The organism is Bradyrhizobium sp. 62, from assembly GCF_023073035.1.
Lineage (GTDB): Bacteria > Pseudomonadota > Alphaproteobacteria > Rhizobiales > Xanthobacteraceae > Bradyrhizobium.
The window spans coordinates 94,853-112,474 of the sequence record NZ_JADPIT010000036.1 but is presented as its reverse complement, the minus strand read 5'-3'; the positions used below and the strand labels follow the sequence as shown (position 1 = coordinate 112,474).

General features: G+C 64.7%; 15 protein-coding genes. 4 read left to right on the top strand and 11 right to left on the bottom strand.

Features of this window, described 5'->3' with window-relative positions; translation table 11 throughout:
• Window positions 1–74: 74 nt before the first annotated feature.
• The 8 genes from fdhF to IVB47_RS35125 form a co-directional block, all read right to left on the bottom strand.
• Window positions 75–2,843, bottom strand: a complete 2,769-nt coding sequence (gene fdhF / locus IVB47_RS35160) for a formate dehydrogenase subunit alpha (RefSeq protein WP_247468560.1) — start codon at window positions 2,841–2,843, stop codon at window positions 75–77.
• Complete coding sequence (locus IVB47_RS35155) at window positions 2,840–4,549, bottom strand: NADH-ubiquinone oxidoreductase-F iron-sulfur binding region domain-containing protein (RefSeq protein ID WP_247468557.1); 1,710 nt, start codon at window positions 4,547–4,549, stop codon at window positions 2,840–2,842. The genes fdhF and IVB47_RS35155 overlap by 4 nt, the downstream gene beginning before the upstream one ends.
• A 247-nt stretch (window positions 4,550–4,796) precedes the next feature.
• Window positions 4,797–5,084: a hypothetical protein gene (locus IVB47_RS35150; RefSeq protein ID WP_027567852.1), complete on the bottom strand. Its 288-nt coding sequence runs from the start codon at window positions 5,082–5,084 to the stop codon at window positions 4,797–4,799.
• A 91-nt stretch (window positions 5,085–5,175) separates the two neighbouring features.
• The gene (locus IVB47_RS35145; RefSeq protein ID WP_027567851.1) at window positions 5,176–6,831 is read right to left on the bottom strand and encodes an OFA family MFS transporter; all 1,656 of its coding nucleotides are present in this window, start codon (window positions 6,829–6,831) and stop codon (window positions 5,176–5,178) included.
• 318 nt (window positions 6,832–7,149) lie between these two features.
• Window positions 7,150–7,413: a sulfurtransferase TusA family protein gene (locus IVB47_RS35140; RefSeq protein ID WP_247468554.1), complete on the bottom strand. Its 264-nt coding sequence runs from the start codon at window positions 7,411–7,413 to the stop codon at window positions 7,150–7,152.
• A 66-nt stretch (window positions 7,414–7,479) separates the two neighbouring features.
• A complete protein-coding gene (glp, locus tag IVB47_RS35135) occupies window positions 7,480–8,736 on the bottom strand; it encodes a gephyrin-like molybdotransferase Glp (RefSeq protein WP_247468552.1) in 1,257 nt (418 codons plus the stop codon).
• Between the two features lie 9 nt (window positions 8,737–8,745).
• Window positions 8,746–9,273, bottom strand: a complete 528-nt coding sequence (gene mobB, locus IVB47_RS35130; RefSeq protein WP_247468549.1) for a molybdopterin-guanine dinucleotide biosynthesis protein B — start codon at window positions 9,271–9,273, stop codon at window positions 8,746–8,748.
• Window positions 9,270–9,461, bottom strand: a complete 192-nt coding sequence (locus IVB47_RS35125) for a hypothetical protein (protein WP_247468547.1) — start codon at window positions 9,459–9,461, stop codon at window positions 9,270–9,272. Before IVB47_RS35125 ends, mobB begins: the two co-directional genes overlap by 4 nt.
• Before the next feature lie 43 nt (window positions 9,462–9,504).
• Between IVB47_RS35125 and fdhD the strand changes: the two genes are divergently transcribed.
• Window positions 9,505–10,395, top strand: coding sequence for a formate dehydrogenase accessory sulfurtransferase FdhD (gene fdhD, locus IVB47_RS35120; RefSeq protein WP_247468545.1), 891 nt, complete (start codon window positions 9,505–9,507; stop codon window positions 10,393–10,395).
• A complete protein-coding gene (gene mobA, locus IVB47_RS35115) occupies window positions 10,340–11,017 on the top strand; it encodes a molybdenum cofactor guanylyltransferase MobA (protein WP_247468543.1) in 678 nt (225 codons plus the stop codon). The genes fdhD and mobA overlap by 56 nt, the downstream gene beginning before the upstream one ends.
• A 7-nt stretch (window positions 11,018–11,024) precedes the next feature.
• On the opposite strand, the gene IVB47_RS35110 is transcribed toward mobA, so the two are convergent.
• From IVB47_RS35110 to IVB47_RS35100, 3 genes are read right to left on the bottom strand one after another with little or no spacing between them, the layout of a single operon-like run.
• Entirely contained in the window at window positions 11,025–12,974 is a 1,950-nt protein-coding gene (locus IVB47_RS35110) for a molybdopterin biosynthesis protein (RefSeq protein WP_247468541.1), read from the bottom strand.
• A gap of 12 nt (window positions 12,975–12,986) precedes the next feature.
• Entirely contained in the window at window positions 12,987–14,093 is a 1,107-nt protein-coding gene (locus IVB47_RS35105; protein ID WP_247468632.1) for a molybdopterin-binding protein, read from the bottom strand.
• Window positions 14,094–14,146: 53 nt separating this feature from the next.
• Window positions 14,147–14,980 (bottom strand): substrate-binding domain-containing protein, encoded by an 834-nt coding sequence (locus tag IVB47_RS35100; protein WP_247468539.1) that lies wholly within the window; start codon window positions 14,978–14,980, stop codon window positions 14,147–14,149.
• Window positions 14,981–15,386: 406 nt separating this feature from the next.
• Between IVB47_RS35100 and IVB47_RS35095 the strand changes: the two genes are divergently transcribed.
• The gene (locus IVB47_RS35095; protein WP_247468535.1) at window positions 15,387–16,280 is read left to right on the top strand and encodes a helix-turn-helix transcriptional regulator; all 894 of its coding nucleotides are present in this window, start codon (window positions 15,387–15,389) and stop codon (window positions 16,278–16,280) included.
• Between the two features lie 100 nt (window positions 16,281–16,380).
• Complete coding sequence (locus IVB47_RS35090; RefSeq protein ID WP_247468532.1) at window positions 16,381–17,610, top strand: ABC transporter substrate-binding protein; 1,230 nt, start codon at window positions 16,381–16,383, stop codon at window positions 17,608–17,610.
• Window positions 17,611–17,622 lie beyond the last annotated feature (12 nt).

Sequence of the window (17,622 nt, the reverse complement as noted above, 5' to 3'; positions counted from 1 at the left end):
TATGGGTCCTGGCATTCGCCAGGACGACGCCGGGGTGTTGGATGGATCCCAGCCGCCTAACGACCGCCGCCGTCCTACTCCGCCGCGTCGCGCATTTCGGCGCGCTCGGCCCTGGCCGCGCAGAACTTGAATTCCGGGATCTTGCCGAACGGATCGAGCGCCGGGTTGGTCAACAAATTCGCCGCCGCTTCCGCGTAGCAAAACGGCATGAAGACCATATTCTCGGGAACGTCGCGGTCGGAGCGGACCTTGACCTCGACCGCGCCGCGGCGGGTCTCGAGCCGAATGAAATCGCCGGGCGCGAGCTTCTTCCTGTGCATGTCCTTTGGCGACATGAATGCGACCGCCTCGGGCTCGATCTGGTCGAGCACCTGCGCGCGGCGGGTCATGGAGCCGGTGTGCCAATGCTCCAGCACGCGGCCGGTCGAGAGCACCATCGGATATTCGGCGTCGGGGATCTCGTCCGGCGGGATCACGTGAGCCGGAACGATCTTGCCGCGGCCGCTCGCGGTCGGGAAGCCCGTGGTGAAGATGATCTCGTTGCCGGGCATGTCGGGACCATCGACGGGATAGGTGACCGCGCCCTCGCGGACCAGCCGCTCCCAGGTGATGTTCTTCAACGACGGCATCAGCTCGGCCATCTCGGAGAAGACATCGCCGGGACCGGCATAATTCCACGGCAGGCCCATGCGCTTGCCGATCTCCTGGATGATCCAGAGATCTTGCCGCGCATCGCCCGGCGGCTTGATTACCTGGCGCGCGAGCTGCACGCGGCGATCGGTGTTGGTGAAGGAGCCTTCCTTTTCGGCAAACGCCGAGGCCGGCAGGATGACGTCGGCGTGGAACGCGGTCTCGGTGACGAAGAGATCCTGCACCACGAGATGATCGAGCATGGCGAGAGCCTGACGCGCGTGCTGGAGATCGGGGTCGGACATCGCGGGGTTCTCGCCCTCGATATACATGCCCGTGATCTCGCCCGCGTGAATCGCGTTCATGATCTCGACCACGGTCAGGCCGCGCACGGGATCGAGATCCTGGCCCCACAGCTTCTCGAAGGCACCGCGCATGTCGTCGCGGCCGACCGGCTGATAGTCCGGCAGGAACATCGGGATCAGGCCGGCATCGGAAGCGCCCTGCACGTTGTTCTGGCCGCGCAGTGGATGCAGGCCGGTGCCGGGACGACCGACCTGGCCGGTGATCAGCGCCAGCGCAATCAGGCAGCGCGCATTGTCGGTGCCGTGGACATGCTGGCTGATGCCCATGCCCCAGAAGATGATCGACGATTTTGCCCGCGCATAGGTTCGCGCGACCTCACGCAGGGTCTGCGCCGGCACGCCGCAGATCGGCTCCATCTTCTCCGGGGTGAACTCCTTTATCTTCTCCTTAAGGTCCTCGAACCCCTCGGTGTAGCCGGCGATGTACTGATCGTCGGTCAAACCTTCCGTGATGATCGTGTGGATCATCGCGTTCAGCATGGCGACGTCGGACCCCGGCTTGAACTGCAGATGCTTGGTCGCATGGCGCGACAGCGTCTGCCGGCGCGGGTCCATGACGAACAGCTTTGCGCCGTTCTGCTTGACCGCGTTCTTGATGAAGGTTGCCGCGACCGGATGGTTCACGGTCGGGTTGGCGCCGATCACGATGATGACCTCGGCGTCCATCGCAGCCGAGAACGGCGCGGACACCGCGCCCGAGCTCAGGCCTTCGAACAGCGCCGCGACCGACGAGGCGTGGCACAGACGGGTGCAATGGTCGACGTTGTTGGAGCCGAAGCCGGTACGCACCAGCTTCTGGAACAGATAGGCCTCCTCGTTCGAACCCTTCGCCGAACCGAAGCCGGCCAGCGCCTTCACGCCCTTCTCGTCGCGGATCTTGACGAGGCCCTTGGCCGCGATGTCGAGCGCTTCTTCCCAGCTCGCTTCGCGGAAATGTGTGAAGGGATTGGCTGGATCGACCTGGTCGTTGGAATCCTTCTTCGCGTTCGGCAGCCGCACCAGCGGCTTGGTCAGGCGATGCGGATGGTGGATGTAGTCGAAGCCGAAGCGGCCCTTGACGCAAAGGCGGTTGTGATTGGCCGGGCCATCGCGCCCCTCGGCATAGATCACCTTCTCGTCCTTGACCTCATAGGTCACCTGGCAGCCGACGCCGCAGAACGGGCAGAGCGAATCCACCTTCTTGTCGGCATAGACGACACGGGTTTGCGCCTCATCCAGCATCACGGCCGGCATCAGCGCTCCGGTCGGACAGGCCTGCACGCATTCGCCGCAGGCGACGCAGGTGGACTCGCCCATGGGATCGTCGAAATCGAACACGATTTTCGAGCCGTGGCTGCGATAGGCCATGCCGATGACGTCGTTGACCTGGACCTCGCGGCAGGCGCGCACGCACAGTCCGCACTGGATGCAGGCATCGAGATTGACGCGCATCGCCGGATGGCTGGCGTCGGTCGCCCAACGCTCTGCGGCGGGGAAGCGGCTCTCGGTGACCCCAGTGGTTTCGGCCCAGTGCCAGAATTTGGACTCCGGATCGTGCGAGGTCTCGCGCGCCGGCTGATCGGCGACCAGCAGCTCCATGACCATTTTTTGCGCGGAAACAGCGCGCGCGCTCTCGGTCTTCACCTTCATGCCGACCGATGGCGTGCGCTTGCAGGACGCCGCGAGCACACGCTCGCCCTCGATCTCGACCATGCAGGCGCGGCAATTGCCGTCGGGGCGATAGTCGGGCGCGGGCGAATAGCACAGATGCGGAATCTCGCGGCCCTGACGTTTTGCAACTTGCCAGATCGTCTCGCCTGCATTGGCCTCGACCTGCTTGCCGTCGAGCTCGAACGTAATCTTCGTCATTCGGCCGCTTCCTTGAACTCGTCAGGGAAATATTTGATCACAGTGGACAGCGGATTCGATGCCGCCTGTCCAAGCCCGCAGATCGAGGCATCGCGCATCGCCTGGCTCAATTCGTCCAGGAGAGCGCGGTTCCAGACCGGTTGCTGCATCAGCAGTGCGGCCTTCTGGGTTCCGACGCGACACGGCGTGCACTGGCCGCAGCTCTCGTCCTCGAAGAACTTCATCAGGTTCAACGCGGCCGCGCGCACGCTGTCCTTCTGCGACAGGATCACGATCGCGGCAGAGCCGATGAAGCAGCCGTATTTTTCAAGCGTGCCGAAATCGAGCGGGATGTCGTCCATCGCCGCCGGCAGGATGCCGCCGGACGCACCACCCGGCAGGTACGCATAGAACTGATGGCCGTCGGCCATGCCGCCGCAATATTCCTCGATCAGCTCGCGCACGGTGATGCCAGCAGGCGCGAGCTTCATGCCGGGATTCTTGACGCGGCCCGAGACCGAGAAGCTGCGCAGGCCGTGACGCTCATGGCGACCGTGGCCCTTCCACCAGTCGGCACCCTTCTCGACGATGTCACGCACCCACCACAAGGTCTCGATGTTGTTGATCAACGTCGGCAGGCCGAACAGGCCGACCTGGAATGGGTAAGGCGGCTTGTGCCGGGGCAGGCCGCGCTTGCCCTCGATGCTTTCGAGCAGCGAGGATTCCTCGCCGCATATATAGGCGCCGGCGCCGCGGCGCATGTGCAGCGTCGGACCGCCCGGCGGCAGCTTTGCGATCTCGCGTTCGAGGATTTCGCGTGAGGCCGGATATTCGTCGCGGAGGTAAATGTAGATATCCGAGGCCTGCACCACGTGCGCACCGATCAGCATGCCCTCGAGGAAGCGGTGCGGATCGCTCTCGAGATAGACGCGATCCTTGAACGTGCCGGGCTCGCCTTCATCGCCGTTGATCGCCATCAGCCGCGGGCCTGGTTCACCAAGCACCGCACGCCATTTGCGGCCCGTGGGGAATCCAGCGCCGCCGAGACCGCGCAACGAGGCGTCGTCGAGTGCCTTCAGCAGGTCGTCCGTCGCTAGCTCGCCGGAGCGCAGGCGATTGAGCAGCTTGTAGCCGCCGCCGGCGACATAGGCCTCATAGCCGATATATTCGGGCAGATGCGCGTGGGTGTCGCCAGCCTTCGCCGCCGCCGTGACACTGGCGACCGTCGCATGGTCAACAAAGTTGTGTCCGACTTCCGCGGCCGGCGCCGTGTCGCAACGACCGACGCAGGGCGCACGCACCACGCGGATGCCGGGACCGGACGCGTCCTGCAAATCGGCGAGCAGCTTCTCCCCGCCGAGCATCGCGCAGGTCAGCGAATCGCAGACGCGGATCGTCAGCGGCGCGATATCGGGCTCGCCTTCCTTCACCACGTCGAAATGCGCATAGAAGGTTGCGGTCTCGAACACCTCGGCGAACGCGAGCTTCATCTCGTCGGCGAGCGCGGCGAGATGCGCGGCCGAGATTTGGCGGTACTTGTCTTGGATCAGATGCAGATATTCGATCAACAGGTCGCGCCGCCGCGGCCTGTCGCCGAGCAGCTGCTCGATCTCGTGCGCGGCGGTGGGATCAACCTGCCGCCCCTTGGGCGTGGACTTGGCGCGCTTCCGTCCCTGGCCGGGATGTTCGAACTCGCGAACCTTGTGAACGTCGTCGTTGCTGCTCATGGAGACGTCGCGTTCTCTTCAAATGCGTGATGAGTTTAGGCCGGATCGCCAAAGCGATCAGCCTTCGTTTCCCAATTCGATCAGCGGAACCACGGCTCCTGCGTCCCGCCGACCAAGCTAAATTCGACGCAACTCTAGTCTCTGGCATGCCAGATGCAAGACAATTTAGAGCGACTCTAGAATGATTTAGGAGGCGGGGCGGTTGCCCGCCATGCCACTTTACGCGTGAGCCAAACGGAACCCGATCTCAGGTCTTGCTCATGCACTCTTCGATGTAGAACCAGCGGTCATCGCCGGCGAGGCCCTTGGCCTTCACGTCGGCGCGGCAGGCTTTCAGCTTCGGCTTGTTGGCTGCCCATTTCGCCTTCATGTCTTTCAGCTTTTGCATGGTGAGTTTCATCTTGCCAGGCTTGGCTTCGGTCGTTGCAGCAGGCGCCGCCGGTGTCGTTGTCGTCTGCGCGGATGCGGCATGAAGGCCAGCGACGAGCAACACGGCCGCAAGGCCAATTCGAAGGCAAGTTCGGGTGCGAATCATTTCAATCCCCCTAAGTCCCATTCTTGATGATGTCTGAAGGCCAACGAAGCGGAACGCCTGATGAGCATCCCGCTTCTGTTTCAACGGCGGATCAGAAGATTTTGACCGCGCTCTCCAACGTCTTCCAGACACCCCAAAGCAGGGGGACGCCGACGAAGGCCCAGAACAGCGCCGCCTTGGCGTCAAGCCCGCCAAATCCGATGCCGTAGGAGCCGTGCGGCCCCGCGGCGGCGGCGTTGGCGCTTGCCGCCTGCAACTTGGCGACATCAGCCTCCTTCATGTGCCATTTCGAATCGACCGGCTTGATCAGGTAGTTGCAAATCAGGCCCGCGATCAGCATGGCGCACAGGATGTACATGGTGGTGTTGTAGAGCTGGTCGCGTGGCACGCCTGCCGCGAGTTGGAACTCGCGGATGTAGTTGACGACGACGGGGCCGATGATGCCCGCGGTGGACCACGCCGTCAGCAGCCGGCCATGGATGGCGCCGACGAACTGGGTTCCGAACATGTCGGCGAGGTAGGCCGGCACGGTGGCGAAGCCGCCGCCATACATCGACAGGATGATGCCGAAGCCAAGCACGAACAGCAGCTTCGAACCCATCGCCGCAAAAGTCGGCGCCAGCGCGTAGAGCACGATGCCGAGGATGAAGAACGTATAGTAAGTATTCTTGCGCCCGATCTTGTCCGACAGCGATGCCCAGAAGAAGCGGCCGCCGATGTTGAACAGCGACAGCAATCCGGCGAAGCCCGCGGCGATCGCGGCGATCTGCGCCTTCTGTCCCGCATCAAGCGCGTTGAAGCCGACGCTAGGCAGGCCGATCAACTTGCCGGCGAAGATCTCCTGGAGCATCGGCGAGGCCATGCCGATCACGCCGATGCCGGCCGACACGTTCAGGCACAGCACCCACCAGATCAGCCAGAACTGCGGCGTCTTGTGCGCGTCGTTGAGATGGACATTGGCCTTCGAGATCATCGCGTTGGCCTTCGACGGCGCGGTCCAGCCCTCGGGCTGCCAGCCGGGCGGCGGCAAACGATAGCGGAACGCGCCGATCATCATGAACACGAAGTAGATGATGCCCATCGTGACGAAGGTCTCCCAGACGCCGACCGAGGTCGGGGTCTTGAAGTAGTTCATCAACAGGTTCGCCAACGGTGCGCCGATCATGGCGCCACCGCCGAAGCCCATGATGGCCATGCCGGTCGCCATGCCGCGGCGGTCCGGGAACCATTTCACCAGCGTTGACACCGGCGAGATATAGCCAAGGCCGAGACCGATGCCGCCGATCACGCCCGAACCCAGCCACAACAACCAGAGCTGATGAGTGTAAACCCCGATCGCACCCAAGAAGAGGCCGCCGCACCAGCACAGTGCCGAGACGAAGCCGGCCTTGCGCGGGCCCACGCGCTCCAGCCAGCCGCCCCAGACCGCAGCCGCGATACCGAGCAGCACGAAAAAGAGCGTGTACATCCATCCCATGCTGGCGACCTTCCAGTCGCAGCTGGTCGTGAACAGCTCCTGAAACAGCGACATCTCTGCGCACGCCTTCGGCGCGGTCACTCCGATCGCGCGCGACAGCGGCAGCCAGAAGACCGAGAAGCCGTAGGCCATGCCGATGCAGAGATGGATGCACAAAGCGGCCGGTGGCACCAGCCAGCGATTGAACCCCGCGGTCGCGATGGTCCGCTCGCGATCCAGAAAACCTGCGCCGGCACCCGAAAGTGTTCCAGCGCTCTCGATGGTAGACATGCATTCCTCCCCTGAAGCCGCCCTTCTGAACGGCCTGCCACGACGGTCCTGTTCCTCAGCCTGCAGCGCAGCCTTTGTCCCTGCTGCTCCGCACAATGATCGACGCGCGCCAGGATCGTCACGCGCATCCGAGACGTTAAACCCCTAACATCGGGGGCTATGCCCGACGCCACGGCCGGGCTTCTTTCGATGGCCCATTTGCTCCGCATATCGCAGGCAAGACTCGACCTCCGCGTCTCGGCGGAGGAACTCAATTGGGGCAGAAGTGGTGATCGATGTCGATAGACAAAAGGTAGGTATCAACCGAGTGACCGCCGGCTAAGTGGGCGGCGCACCATTGAAATTTTCTATCGATCGATTGGCCTTCTCAATCAAGAACACGATACGCGCGTCGTTGCGCTCGGTGATCTCCACCGTGTCGCCGGTCTCTCGGATCAGGTTCGGAATGTCAATCACCGACAGGGGATCGGTGCAGTACACTTCGAGCTGATCGCCCGGCTGCAACGGCTTCAGCGCTTTGCGCGTCTTCAGGGCGGGCAGCGGGCATTTCAATCCGGTGAGATCGAGCGTCATTCTGGTCATCGGCGCAACATGGCGGGAGGGGTCGATGGCGTCAACGTTTGGGCAGCGCCAACATAGCACTCAGACTCAGAGCAAATCGGCATAGGACAAGAAACCCACGCTCTGCCCCGGCTCGACACGCGTAACCTCCTCATCGAGCTCGATGAGGCCGTCGGTGTCGACCAGAGAGGACAACAGCCCCGCGCCCTCGCGTGGAAACTTGATTGCCTCGAGTGCGCCGTCCTGCATGCGCCGCAAGGAGGCGCGAACATACTCGCGACGCCCCGCCTTCTTCTTGTAGGTGAACGCCGCGCGCACCGGGATCGGCAACGGCGGCGCCTGCAGGCTGCCCGCAAGCGCCAGCACCGTCGGCCGCACCACATGCACGAAGGTGACGAAACTCGCGACGGGATTGCCCGGCAATCCGATCAGCGGCGTGCCCTCGATGATGCCCATCGCCACGGGCCGTCCCGGCTTGATCGCCATCCGCCACAACACCAGCGAGCCGATGCTCTCGACTGCCGCCTTGACGTGATCCTCTTCCCCGGTCGATACGCCGCCGGTGGTGAGGATCAGATCGTGCGTGCCGGCGACTTGCTTGAGGCCATTCGCAAGCGAGATACGTTCGTCGCGCAAAATGCCGAGATCGCTGACGTCGCAGCCGAGCCGGCGCAGCATCGCCATCAGCATGAAGCGGTTGGAGTCGAACAGCTGCGAGGCCGCGCGCGGCTCGCCGGGCGAGGCCAGTTCGTCACCGGTCGAGAACACCGCGACGCGGATACGCCTGACGACGTCGAGCCTGACCAGGCCGAACGCCGCCGCGAGCGCGACATGCTGCGGCAGCAAGCGCTGGCCTGCGCGCAGCGCAATGTGGCCCTGGGGAATGTCCTCTCCCGCAGGGCGGACATTCGCACCCGGCTTCAGCCCCGGCGGCAGCACAATTCGGCCGGCATCGTCGACGCGGACGTCTTCCTGCATGAAGACGGTTTCGGCATCCGGCGGCATCGGCGCGCCGGTGAAAATGCGCGCGGTGTGGCCGGCCTTGATCGGCGCCAACGCCAGACCGCCGGCCTGGATGCGGCCGTCGAGCGGGAGTGCCCGCTCGGCGCTATCAGAAAGATCTGCGTTGCGCACGGCGTAACCGTCAACAGCGGAATTGGTGAAGGGCGGCAACGGCAGCGGCGCCGCGATATCTCGAGCCAGCACGCGCCCATCGGCATCGATGAGCGCCACGGCTTCGAGATCGACAATCGCGTTGACGCGCGTCGTGATCAGACCAACGGCCTCGTCGACCGACATCATCGGTCCGCCGAAGGCAAAACAATCGTCCGACAGTTGCGCCATGGTGCCTCGTCAGCGCATCGCGGGGCTTTTCGCGACCGCTTCCTCGACCGGCATCGCCGCGCGCAGCAGCAATTCCGCGGCCGCGGCGATATCGTCGAGATGGACGGTCGGCAGTCGGGTTTCAATGGCGACATCGGCCGCGATCCCGAAAATTCCGGGATCATCGGGAAACAGCAACGGCTTGTCGTTGGCGGCGCGATGCACCTCGATCTTGCGATGCGGCTCGCGCTTGAAACCCTCGACAACGACGAGATCGACGGCCGACAATTTGCTCAACAGTTCCGGCAGACGCGGCTCCGCCGCTCCGCGCAATTCGTGCATCAGCGCCCAGCGATTTGACGAAGCAACCAGCACCTCGGCCGCGCCGGCCTCGCGATGGCGCCAGGAATCCTTGCCGGGCACGTCGACGTCGAACTGGTGATGCGCATGCTTGATGACAGAGACGCGCAAGCCAAGCGCATGGAAATGCGGGATCAGCCGCGTCAACAACGTGGTCTTGCCCGCACCGCTCCAGCCTGCAAGGCCGATGACTTTCATTGCAATGTGATCTCCGCCAGCCGCATTGCGGGGCTGGAACCGCCCGTCTCGCATTGCGAGCGAAGCGAAGCAATCCAGGCCTGCGGCGAGCGCAGCGAAGCAATCCAGAATCCGTGCCGCGGAAATAGCTGGATTGCTTCGCTGCGCTCGCAATGACGAGAAGAGACATTTTCGCTTTCCACCGCCATGCTTATATCGGCTTGACCCGAATGTCATGCTAACGTCGCGGCCATGATGAAGATCGACACCGCTCCGCCGCCCCTGATCGTCCCTGACACCGACGACCCGCGTCTCACCGAGAGCGTGACCGGGACCGACCAGTCCGGCGCCAGGATCGAGATCAAGGTGCCGGTGGAGCGCCCCCTGACGCTCTACTTGAATTCGCAGGAGATCGTCACCATGATGACGATCGGCGACTATCCGGAGTATCTGGCGCTGGGCTATTTGCTCAACCAGAATATGCTGAAGTATAATGACGCGGTCACCGAGGTCGAATACGACGACGACCTGCAGGTGGTGGTGGTGCGCACCGAGCACCACACCAATTTCGAAGCCAAGCTGAAGAAGCGCACGCAGACATCGGGCTGCGCGCAGGGCACCGCCTTCGGCGATCTGCTGGAGGCGGTCGAGAGCGTCGCGTTGCCGAAGGCGGAGCTGCGTACCTCCTGGCTCTACCAGATGACCCAGACCATCAACACCATGCCCTCGCTCTATCTGGAGGCCGGCGCGATCCACGGCTGCGTGCTGTGCAGAGAGGGCGAGCCGCTCTGCTACACCGAGGATGTCGGCCGTCACAACGCCGTCGACAAGATCGCAGGCTGGATGTACCGCCACGGCGTCGATGCATCCGACAAGATCCTTTATACCACCGGACGGCTCACCTCCGAGATGGTGATCAAGACTGTCCGCATGGGAATTCCGATTTTGGTGTCGCGCTCCGGCTTCACCGCCTGGGGCGTCGATCTCGCCCGGCAGGTGGGCTTGACCCTGGTCGGCCGCGCACGCGGCAAACGGTTCATCGCGTTGTCGGGGGCAGAACGCATCGTCTACGACCAGAACCTCGCTTATGTCGAGGAGGAATCGGCCAAGCACAAGCGCAAGGGTGAAAGTGGTGACGATTAGCTTTCCGACCACGCAAGGCGTGCTGCTCGCCGGCGGCCTCGCGCGGCGTATGGGCGGCGGCGACAAGCCGATGCGCACCATCGCCGGCCGCACCATCCTGGAACGCGTAATCGCACGCCTGAAGCCGCAATGCAGCGGCCTGATCCTCAATGCCAACGGCGATCCCGACCGCTTCGCTCCGTTCAAGTTGCAGGTCGTTGCCGACGACGTGCCCGGCTTTCCCGGTCCGCTCGCCGGCATCCTTGCCGCGCTCGACTGGACCGCGGCGAACCGGCCTGAGGTGGAATGGGTGCTCAGTGCCGCCGGCGACTGTCCGTTCCTGCCGCGAAATTTGATCGCGCGCTTGCATGAAGAACGCATCGCGGCGAATGCCGAGCTCGCCGTTGCGGCGTCAGGTGGCCAGTCGCATCCGGTGATCGGCTTGTGGCGGGTTGGCTTGCGCGACGAACTGCGTCACGCGCTGGTGGTCGAGGATCTCCGCAAGATTGACCGCTGGACCGCACGCTATCCGCTCGCGACGGTGACGTGGCCGACGGAGCCGCTCGATCCGTTCTTCAATGCCAACACGGTCGAGGATATCGCGGAAGCCGAGCGGCTGGCCGCACTGGATGCGGCGTCCTAACCAAGCTCTACGCCGGCCGGAATCCGGCCCGCTCCAGCGCGGCGCGCGCTTCGTCCGAACCGAGTGCGGCGAGAAAGGCCTGTACCGCAGGACGCTGCTTGCGCGCCGTCACCAACGCGAAGTCATAATGTTCCTCCGCGAGCGGAATGAAACCGAGGCCGACCGCATGGGCGACCGGCGCAATGGTCACGCCCCAGTCGACGCGGTGCTGTGCGACCGCCGCGGCCACCGCGTTGTGCGAGCGTGGCTGGTTCCAGTAGCCTTCCGGGCGCGCGCCACCGAGCAACCGCTCGATCAGGATGCGCGTGCCGGCGCCCTGGTTGCGGTTGACCATGATGCAGGAGGAATCAGCGAGCGCCGCGACGACGGCGTCCTTCGCGCTGTGGCCTTCGAAACGCTTGTCGCCCTTGCGAAACACGATGCCCTGCATCCGCCGCCAGCCTGGCACGAGCTCGAGCCCTTCGACGAGGTAAGGCGTATTGTAAGTCTCGCTCTTGTCGTCGAACAGATGGATCGGCGCCAGATCGCATTCGCCGCGCCGTGCCGCCGCAAGTCCGCCGAGACTGCCGACCGCGATCGAGCGCACGCTCAGGCCGCCATGCGCGAGTTGCGCCGTGACGAGATCGAGGCCGGTGCAATGGCTGCCGACGATGACGAGATCGGGCACCCGCACATTCGGCGTGAAAAGCGTCACTTCGGCTTGGCTCCCGGCCGGCATCTGGTCGGCGAGCGCGTCGATGCGCAGAAAACCGTCAGCCTGCGCGAACGAGGTGATCGCACCAGACCCCTTGCCAGAGGGATAGGCGATCAAGCCGTCCTTGCCATCGACCAGCGAGACCATGACGAATTCTGTGCGGCCGAGCTCGGAAGCAATGCGCACCGGCACGGTCGCGCTCACCCTGGCATCAGAACGCGGCGGCATTCCGGCCATCTTGCGAAGCACCGGCACGATCATGTCGTGAAAGGTGAACATCGCCGAGGTCGGAAAACCCGGAAGGATCACCACCGGCTTGCCGTCGCACACCGCAAGACACAGCGGCTTGCCGGGCTTGAGCGCAATGCCATGCGCGATGATGCCGGGCTGGCCGAGCCGGCCGATGATGCGATGAGACAGATCGCCCGCGCCTTTCGACGTACCGCCGGAGAGCACCAGCATGTCGGCGTCCGCCAGCGCACGCCGCATGGCAGCTTCGAGCTGGGCTTCGTCGTCGGAAATGGCACCGAGGAAAACCGCCTCTCCGCCGTTCTCCTCGATCGCAGCAGTGACGATCGCGCCGTTGGTGTCGTAGATCGCAGCAGGCGCGAGCACCTCGCCCGGCTGAACCAGTTCATCGCCGGTGGAGATCACGGCAACACGAGGTTTGCGCACGACGCGCACCTCGGCAAGACCGCAGGCCGCCAGCATGCCGACCTCGCGCGAGCCGATGATCGTGCCGGCGCGCAGCAGCGCCTCGCCGCGCGCGATATCGGACCCTGCGTAGGATATGAATTGCCCGGGCGAGGTCGCGCGCCGGACGTCGATCGCACCGGATCCCGCCGGCTGAGTATGCTCGACCATGACCACGGCATCGGCACCGCGCGGCAGCGGACCGCCGGTGGCAATCGGCGTTGCCGTTCCCGCAGCGACTTGCAGCGCCGGTACGGTGCCGCAGTGAATAGTCTCGCCATTCAATCCAAGGCGAACCGCCGCGCCTTCGCCGGCTGTCGCAAGGTCCGCTGAGCGCACCGCGAAGCCGTCGACATTGGAACGGTCGAACGGCGGTACGTCGATTGGCGCAGTGATGTCTTCAGCGAGCGACGCACCGAGCGCAGCACCGAGTTTGCGCATTTCACTCAGAAGCGCGCGCGGGAACAGCGCGGCCTCGAAGCGAGCCAGGGCCTCCTCGCGGGAAAGGATTTTGAGGAACTGTTCCTGTTCGAGCGCGCTGCGGACTTGCGATTGCGGGATCATGGTCATGCTAAACCCATATCATTCCCACATCAGATAGGCATCGACCGGCGCGCCCGCTGCAAATCCCTCGTGACTGGCGGGAACAAGCAGCCATGCATCCGCGCGGGCAATTGCCTGGAGCGGCCATTCTCCTACCGCAAGTGGCACCCACGCATGATGTTCCTCGGCCAGCAGGACCATTTCGGCGATGCCGACGCTGGATGCAATTTTTCGCGCGAGCGGCAAGGTTACCTGTCGGCGTGGCAGCCGAGCCGACAGAAGGTCGACGAGCGGCAGCACGAGCGCGAGCCAGACCGCGAGCGCGTGATCCGGTGATCCGGGCAAGGCGACGACAGGAATCGTTCCGAGCCGCCCGATCGCGGCGGAGCGTCCGGGCTGGAGCGCAAGACCATGGGCGAGCACGTCACCATGCCGGGCCAGCGCCGTGACCGCTGCATCCTTGCGACCGACACCGCTGCCGCCGATCGTCAGCAGGAGATCGCAGGTGGGCGCCCCGAACGCCTCCGGGATCGATTCCGCGTCGCGCGCACCGGCCTCGCTCGTTTGCACATCCAGTCCTGCGGCGCGTGCGATGTCCGCAATCAGATGCATGGTCACCGTTGCACCTGGTACATTGATGATGCGCAGTCGCGGACGGCGCACGCTCAGCCGGTCCAGTCCGGCGGCACGCGCGAGCAACAGAGCGGCAGGACCAAGCGCATTCCCCTCTGCCGCGGCAGGCGTGCGTCCGTCGATGTCACTTCCAGCGCGCCGGACGCCCTGCCCCGGCACGCCCTCCGCCAACACCTGGGCGAGCGGACCAGACACCTCGACCGCGTCGGCATCGAGCACACAGTCGCATCCCGCCGGCATTGCGTCGCCGGCATCGACCCAGGCGGGCGCTGTTGCGAGAGGCAGCGGTGAATAGGAGGACGCGCCGACCAGATCATTGGCGCACAATGCCCAGCCGTCCGCGGCAGCGACGTCACGAGACGGTCGGGCTGGGAGCAGCGGATTGCCCGCCGCGATGCAGCCGGCCGCTTCGCTCAGCTGCAACTCCATCGGCGCGAGCGGATCAAGCCCTGTCAGCAACGCGGCGAGCGCGGTGTCGAGCGGCGTCAGCGATGGCGGCAGGCGCTGGGTCATGCGCATGATGGATCATGCATCGCCCGGTTTGGCAACCGCTCGCGATACGAACGTCAGCCGCCCGATTTGTCCGCATTGGGGAAGAACAGCTGCTGTCCGTCGACCTTATATCCGGCGATCGCCGCCTGTCCGTCGGGCGAGATCAGCCAGTCGACGAAGTCCTGCCCCAGCTCCTTCTTCACGTTCGGAAACTTCAAAGGGTTCACCAGCATCACGCCGTACTGATTGAGCAGACGCTTGTCGCCTTCGACCACGATGTCGAGATCGCCGCGCTCCCGAAAAGCGATCCAGCTGCCGCGGTCGGACAGCACATAGGCGTTCGCCACGCGCGCTGCGTCGAGGGCGGAAGCCATGTCCTGCTTGGCCTCGCGATACCAGGCGCCCTTGGTGCGGGCGATGTCGATGCCGGCGACGATCCAGAGCGCGAGCTCCGCGGCATGCGTGCCCGAGCGGTCGCCGCGCGTCACGAACGGCGCGCCCTTGGCCTCGATCGCCTTCAGCGCGGTCGCGATGTCCTTGCCCTTGACGCCGGCGGGATCGCTCTTCGGCCCGATCAGCACATAGTCGTTGTACATCACGTCGAAGCGCTTCGCGGCAAAACCGTCGGCCACGAATTTCTCCTCCTGCGGCCGCGCATGCATCAGCACGACGTCGACTTCGCCCCTTCGTGCCCCCTCGAGCACCTCGTCGGCGCGCCGCGCGATCACGGTGACGTCGATGCCGGTCTTGTCACGGAAGATCGGCAGCAGGTAATCGAGCAGGCCGGACTCCTGCGTCGCTGTGGTCGTGGCGAGCACGATCTCGCGTTCCTCCGCGGATGACGCCGCAACGCCTGCGGCGAGGCCGCAGAGAAGCGCGAGTGCAACGGAGAGGCGGCGGACGGCCATGATCGGGTTCCCTACTGGCTATGACGCGCTCATGATGATGATCGATTGCGCCGCACTCGTGACGCGTTTGCTCGTTGCAGCGTCGGATGCGGACAACAATAGATAGAGCGCGGGTCAAACCACTACCGGCGACAGACTTTACCCTTCGCGTCGGGCGCCGACGACTCGGGAAATCTCGGCAAGGCGCGGAGCGGCATATGCCCATTGCAGTTGCGCGCGCGACAGCCTGCAAGATGGGCACCACGCGAGCGATTCAGGATCGTTCACCAAAGCAGAGATCGCGCGTGGGGATGTGTTGCAAAGCAGCGAGATGATCGGGCATGGTCGTGGCGGACAAAACTGGAAATGCAGAATTCCACCTGCGTCGAGCACCAAAAAGAAGCAAGAATTTGCATAGGAATGCAGGATGGAATTCCTGACGACCAGCGAGGCCGCCGACTATCTTCGGCTCGGCGAACGCAAGCTATACGAACTCGTCACCACCGGCGCGATCCCATGCACCAAGGTGACCGGAAAGTGGCTCTTCCCGCGGCACGAGCTCGACCTCTGGGTGCTGTCCGGGCTGGCGCGTCCGGCCGGCATGCTGATCGCTGAGCCGCCGCCGGTCGTCGGCGGCAGCCCGGACGAGCTGCTGGATTGGGGTCTGCGCGAATCCGGCTCGGGCCTGGGATCGATGAGCGAGGGCAGCGCGCGCGGGCTCGAGCGCTTGCAGCGCGACGAGGTGATGGCCGTGGCGGTGCACTTCCACAGCCTCGATGCCGACGGCAATCTCGCCGCCGACGCCAATGCAACCGTCCTGCGTGACGCTCCGGACCTGCATGATGCATTGCTGGTCGCGTTCGTGCGCCGCGAGCAGGGTCTCGTGCTGCCGCCTGGCAATCCCAAGCGGCTGCGCGGCCTTTCCGACGTGCTCGCGCTCGAGGCCAGAATGGCGATGCGGCAACAGGGCACGGGCGCGCAGATGCTGCTCGATGTGCTGCTCAAGCGCGCCGGCGCCTCGACGCGCGATTTGCGCCGGATCGAGACGCCCGCTCTGACCGGGCCGGATCTCGCCGACATCGTCCGCGCGGGACAGGCCGATTGCGGCATCGCGACGCGTGCGGCGGCGCGCTCGGCCGGCCTCGATTTCGTGCCGCTGGTCTGGGAGAACTTCGACCTCGCGATGCGGCAGCGCAGCTATTTCCGCCCCGCCATGCAGGGCCTGATCCGGTTCCTCAGCGAAAAGCGCCTGCTCCAGCGCGCCGGGGAGCTGACCGGCTACGATCCCTCGCCGGCCGGACAAATCCGCTTCGCCGCCTGACGTTGACGCCCGCCCCCAAATAGTTGCAAAAGAAACCAATTCAGCCGGGCCATACCCGGAGGGCACACCGGCCAACGCGCCGGATCAGGGGAGGACAAGCATGAAGCCAACGAGATTTGGTCTGCCGGTTGCCGCCGGCGTTGCAGCGACGTTCCTGGCGACAACGCTGCTGCCGGACGCTGCAATGGCGCAGGTGTCCGACGACGTCGTCAAGATCGGCGTGCTCACCGACATGAACGGTCCGGCCTCGGCGCCGACCGGCCAGGGCTCGGTGACGGCGGCGCAGATGGCGATCGACGATTTCGGCGGCACCGTGCTCGGCAAGCCGATCAGCATCGTCGTCGGCGACCACCAGCTCAAGGCCGACATCGGCGGCGCGATTGCGCGGCGCTGGTACGACGTCGACCAGGTCGATCTGATCGTCGACGTGCCGGTCTCCGCGGTCGGGCTCGCGGTGCAGAACATGGCCAACGAGAAGAAGCGGCTGTTCATCACCCACTCCACCGGCACCGCGGATTTCCACGGCAAGTTCTGCTCGCCCTATGCGATCCAGTGGGTGTTCGACACCCGCGCGCTCGCGGTCGGCACCGCGGACGCGGTGGTCAAGCGCGGCGGCGACAGTTGGTTCTTCATCACCGACGATTATGCCTTCGGCCATTCGCTGGAGCGCGACGCCTCGGCGGTGGTGACCGCCAATGGCGGCAAGGTGCTGGGCTCGGTGAAGCCACCCTTGGCAACGCCCGACCTCTCCTCGTTCGTGCTGCAGGCGCAGTCCTCCAAGGCCAAGATCATCGGCATCGCGGCGGGTCCGCCCAACAACATGAACGAGATCAAGACCGGCTCCGAGTTCGGCGTGTTCAAGGGCGGCCAGCAGATGGCGGCGCTGCTGGCGCTGATCACCGACATCCACGGCCTCGGCCTGCAGGCAGCGCAAGGGCTGTTGCTGACGACCTCGTTCTATTGGGACCTGGACGACAAGACCCGCGAATGGTCGAAGCGCTACTTCGCCAAGATGAACAAGATGCCGTCGATGTGGCAGGCCGGCGTCTATTCGAGCGTGATGCACTATCTCAACGCCATCAAGGAGACCGGCACCGACGATCCGCTCAAGGTCGCAGCCAAGATGCGGGAAAAGCCGATCGAGGATTTCTTCGCCCGCAACGGCAAACTGCGCGAGGACAATCTGATGGTGCACGACCTCTGGCTGGTGCAGGTGAAGACGCCGGAGGAGAGCAAATATCCGTGGGACTATTACAAGATCCTCACGACGATCTCGGGCGACAAGGCGTTCGGCCCGCCGGACCCGGCATGTGCGATGGTGAAGAAGTGATGGGCGACGCAA

Bases quoted from the DNA above. Each gene is read 5' to 3' on its own strand.
- IVB47_RS35095 (WP_247468535.1), top strand. From the start codon at position 15,387: ATGGAATTCCTGACGACCAGCGAGGCCGCCGACTATCTTCGGCTCGGC.
- IVB47_RS35090 (WP_247468532.1), top strand. From the start codon at position 16,381: ATGAAGCCAACGAGATTTGGTCTGCCGGTTGCCGCCGGCGTTGCAGCG.
- mobB (WP_247468549.1), bottom strand. From the start codon at position 9,273: ATGAAAGTCATCGGCCTTGCAGGCTGGAGCGGTGCGGGCAAGACCACG.
- IVB47_RS35150 (WP_027567852.1), bottom strand. From the start codon at position 5,084: ATGATTCGCACCCGAACTTGCCTTCGAATTGGCCTTGCGGCCGTGTTG.
- IVB47_RS35110 (WP_247468541.1), bottom strand. From the start codon at position 12,974: ATGACCATGATCCCGCAATCGCAAGTCCGCAGCGCGCTCGAACAGGAA.
- fdhF (WP_247468560.1), bottom strand. From the start codon at position 2,843: ATGACGAAGATTACGTTCGAGCTCGACGGCAAGCAGGTCGAGGCCAAT.
- IVB47_RS35100 (WP_247468539.1), bottom strand. From the start codon at position 14,980: ATGGCCGTCCGCCGCCTCTCCGTTGCACTCGCGCTTCTCTGCGGCCTC.
- IVB47_RS35140 (WP_247468554.1), bottom strand. From the start codon at position 7,413: ATGACCAGAATGACGCTCGATCTCACCGGATTGAAATGCCCGCTGCCC.
- IVB47_RS35125 (WP_247468547.1), bottom strand. From the start codon at position 9,461: ATGGCGGTGGAAAGCGAAAATGTCTCTTCTCGTCATTGCGAGCGCAGC.
- IVB47_RS35145 (WP_027567851.1), bottom strand. From the start codon at position 6,831: ATGTCTACCATCGAGAGCGCTGGAACACTTTCGGGTGCCGGCGCAGGT.
- glp (WP_247468552.1), bottom strand. From the start codon at position 8,736: ATGGCGCAACTGTCGGACGATTGTTTTGCCTTCGGCGGACCGATGATG.
- IVB47_RS35155 (WP_247468557.1), bottom strand. From the start codon at position 4,549: ATGAGCAGCAACGACGACGTTCACAAGGTTCGCGAGTTCGAACATCCC.
- mobA (WP_247468543.1), top strand. From the start codon at position 10,340: ATGTCGAGGAGGAATCGGCCAAGCACAAGCGCAAGGGTGAAAGTGGTG.
- IVB47_RS35105 (WP_247468632.1), bottom strand. From the start codon at position 14,093: ATGACCCAGCGCCTGCCGCCATCGCTGACGCCGCTCGACACCGCGCTC.
- fdhD (WP_247468545.1), top strand. From the start codon at position 9,505: ATGATGAAGATCGACACCGCTCCGCCGCCCCTGATCGTCCCTGACACC.